This is a genomic window from Phenylobacterium sp. (assembly GCF_024508875.1).
GTDB lineage: Bacteria > Pseudomonadota > Alphaproteobacteria > Caulobacterales > Caulobacteraceae > Phenylobacterium.
This window is the reverse complement of the sequence record NZ_JANINU010000240.1, coordinates 1-3,248: the sequence shown is the minus strand read 5'-3', so window position 1 is coordinate 3,248 and position 3,248 is coordinate 1. Positions and strand designations below refer to the sequence as shown.

The 3,248-nt window shown below is 68.9% G+C and carries 4 protein-coding genes; 3 read left to right on the top strand and 1 reads right to left on the bottom strand.

Annotated features, from left to right (window positions below; all coding sequences use genetic code 11):
• Positions 1–536, bottom strand: a 536-nt coding sequence (locus Q0L11_RS17020; RefSeq protein WP_296598797.1) for a methylated-DNA--[protein]-cysteine S-methyltransferase, incomplete at its 3' end; no start/stop codon positions are given.
• A 53-nt stretch (positions 537–589) separates the two neighbouring features.
• Between Q0L11_RS17020 and Q0L11_RS17015 the strand changes: the two genes are divergently transcribed.
• The 3 genes from Q0L11_RS17015 to ffh all read left to right on the top strand — a co-directional run bounded on the left by Q0L11_RS17015 (position 590) and on the right by ffh (position 3,182).
• On the top strand, positions 590–841 hold the full coding sequence (locus Q0L11_RS17015) for a hypothetical protein (RefSeq protein ID WP_296598794.1): 252 nt from the start codon (positions 590–592) through the stop codon (positions 839–841).
• 472 nt (positions 842–1,313) lie between these two features.
• Positions 1,314–1,490 carry a hypothetical protein gene (locus tag Q0L11_RS17010; RefSeq protein ID WP_296598793.1) on the top strand — a complete coding sequence of 59 codons (177 nt, stop codon included), beginning with the start codon at positions 1,314–1,316 and terminating at the stop codon, positions 1,488–1,490.
• Positions 1,491–1,670: 180 nt separating this feature from the next.
• Positions 1,671–3,182, top strand: coding sequence for a signal recognition particle protein (gene ffh, locus Q0L11_RS17005; RefSeq protein ID WP_296598792.1), 1,512 nt, complete (start codon positions 1,671–1,673; stop codon positions 3,180–3,182).
• The last annotated feature ends 66 nt before the right edge of the window (positions 3,183–3,248 follow it).

The following is a 3,248-nucleotide window of genomic DNA, read 5'->3' as shown; positions in this document are numbered from 1 at the left end:
AGCTTGGTGTTCACGCCGCCGCGCGCCGAGAACCCGCCGGGCTTGCCGCCGGCCGCCGTGACCCGGTGGCACGGCACCACGATGGGCCACGGGTTCTTGCCCAGCGCCTGGCCGACGTCGCGGGCCAGCAGCTTGTCGCCCAGCTTCACCGCGATCTCGCCGTAGGTCAGGGTCTCGCCCGGCGGGATTGCGCGCGCGATCTCGTAGACGCGGGCGTGGAACTCCGGTGTCCGCGACAGGTCGATCGTCGTGTCCATCAGGTCGGGCTTCTCGCCCCGCATCAGGGCGCGGATATCCTCGACTGTCTTGCCGTACCCCTCCGGGATCGGCGCCTCGGACGCGTCCGGGAAGCGGCGCAGGAACGAGCGGCGCGCCGTCTCGGGGTCGCGCTCCGGCAGGTGGACGCCGACCAGGCCGTGGTCGCCCCAGGCGATACCGGCGTGGCCGATGGCGGTTTCGAACAGGGCGTATTGGGTCATGGCGGCAAGATAGCGCTGGCCGCCGATAACCGCTGGCGGCTTTCGGACATCGACCACACTTGATCCCGCCGCCGGCGCGGCCGCAACTGGGCGCCCGCCTGGAGACGCCGATGCCCCGCCTGTCCTACCTCAATGAGCGCCCCGACGAGGCGCTGGTGGTCATCGAGCCCTGGTCCCAGGCCGCCCGCGTCGCCCCCGGCGGCCGGATCGACGTGACGTTCGAAGCCATGGCGCTCGGAACCGGCGCAATCCGCATCAGCCACCGGGCGGACAACGAGATCCTCATCAGCCTGGACGTGGCGCTGGTGTCCATCTCGGGCGACAAGGTGACGAACCTCGCCGCGCGGGGGGAGGAGGGTTAGGCCCACTCCTCTCCCAGGCGCGGAGCGCCGAGGGAGAGGTCGGGTGAGGGCGGCGCTGGCGAGCGACCGGCCACGCCGCTTGGACCGAGGGCCCTGCCGTTCCCTCACCTTTCAGCTCGTCATCCCCGGGCTTGTCCCGGGGATCCATGGTTCAGCCGCCGCAAGTCCCTACGGCGGGCCGGGTCTGCCCGGCGCGCTCCCACGACCGTGCCGCTGACGGATGGATCCCCGTCACAAGGGCGGGGATGACGAACCGTCAAATGTGCAAGGAGGTCGGCAGCGGCGAGGCCCGGCTTGAATCTCATGGCGGCCAGTCTGCCCGCCGGTCCAGGCGTCTCAAGGACGCGCGGAACGCGCGCCGCGTCGCGGCCGGCCAAGGGCCGGTCCTTGACACGCCTGGGCCGGCAGGCTCGCATCCACCGTGAGATTTAAGGACGGGAGGCATCTGCCGATGCCCTCCTGAAGATGATCGATGCCGGACTCGGACGTATTCGAACTCTCGAATGGCGAGATCGTCGTATGGGCCGACGTTGGATCGGTCATGCTCAAGGTCCGACCCGGAGACCCCATCGAGCTGGGCGAAGGCGAGCTGGACGAGCTGGACGAGCTGATCGAGGCGTTGAAGCGATTGAGGACCCATATCGCCTGACGCCCGCTTTCTTGACCTAACAGCGTCTTTCCCGCATAAGCGCGCCCTTCCGGCGCCAACCTCGGTCAGCGCCCTCTACCGTCACGACCCCCAGGGCTTATCTGGGACGAGGACGGCGAGGCCCCCCGTCCACGCAATCGTGCACGGGGGTCGACTGCGTTTGGGCCATAGGAGCGGCATTTGTTCGACGCGCTGACAGATCGGCTGACAGGGGTTTTCGACCGGCTTTCCGGTCGCGGCGTGCTGTCCGAGAAGGACATCGACGAGGCGATGCGCGAGGTGCGCGTGGCCCTGCTCGAGGCCGACGTCGCCCTTCCGGTCGTTCGCGACTTCATCGCCAAGGCCAAGGAACGCGCCACCGGCGAGGCGGTGATCCGCGCCGTGAAGCCGGCCGACCAGGTGGTGAAGATCACCTACGACGGCCTGGTCGAGATGCTGGGCGGCGAGGGTGAGCCGGAAGGCCTCAACATCTCGCTGAACCCGCCCACCGTGATCCTGATGGCGGGCCTGCAGGGCTCGGGCAAGACCACCACCGCCGGCAAGCTGGCCCTGCGCCTGATCAAGGAACGCAAGAAGGTCCTGCTGGCCTCGCTCGATACCCGCCGCCCCGCGGCGATGGAGCAGCTCGGCATGCTGGCCGAGCAGGCGGGCGCCAGCTTCCTGCCCATCGTCGCAGGCCAGGCGGCCCCCGACATCGCCCGGCGGGCCATGCAGGCGGCGAAGCTCCAGGGCTTCGACATCCTGATCCTCGACACCGCCGGCCGCACCACCATCGACGAGGCGATGATGGCCGAGGCGGCCGAGATCGCGAAGATCTCGACCCCGTCCGAAACCCTGCTGGTCGCCGACGCCCTCACCGGCCAGGACGCGGTGCGCACCGCCAAGGCGTTCCACGAGCGCCTGCCGCTCACCGGCCTGGTCTTGACCCGCGCCGACGGCGACGGTCGCGGCGGCGCCGCGCTCTCCATGCGCGCGGTCACCGGCTTGCCGATCAAGTTCCTCGGCGTCTCGGAGAAGATCGACGGCCTCGACGCCTTCGACGCCGCCCGCGTCGCCGGCCGCATCCTGGGCCGCGGCGACGTCGTGGCGCTGGTCGAGAAGGCCGCGCAGGAACTCGACATGGCCAAGGCGGAAGCCACGGCCAAGAAGCTCGCCAAGGGCCAGTTCGACCTCGACATGATGGCCGACCAGCTCGCCCAGATGAAGCGCATGGGCGGCATGGAAGGCATGATGGGCCTGCTGCCCGGCGTGGCGAAGATGAAGAAGCAGATCAGCGAGAGCGGTCTGACCGACAAGACCTTCGACCGCCAGATGGCGATCATCAGCTCGATGACGAAGGCCGAGCGCAAGAAGCCCGACATCCTAGCCGCCTCGCGCAAGCGACGTATCGCGGCGGGCTCGGGCGTCGACGTGGCCGAGGTGAACCGGCTGCTCAAACAGCACCGCCAGATGGCCGACGCCTTCAAGGCGCTCAGCAAGAATGGCGGCAAGGGCTTTGGCCAGATGGCCAAGATGCTGGGCGGCGGCGGCATGGACATGGGCAAGCTGGCCCAGATGGCCGGCGGCCAGCAGCCCACCCCTGAGCAGCTCGAAGAAATGGCCGCCAAGCTCAAGAACATGCCCGGTGGCATGCCCAAACTTCCCGGCCTCGGCGGCGGCCTGCCGCCGGGCTTCAATCCCTTCAAGAAATAGACCGAAAGATCAAGGACTTAGATAATGCTGAAGATCCGTCTCGCCCGTGGCGGCGCCAAGAAGCGC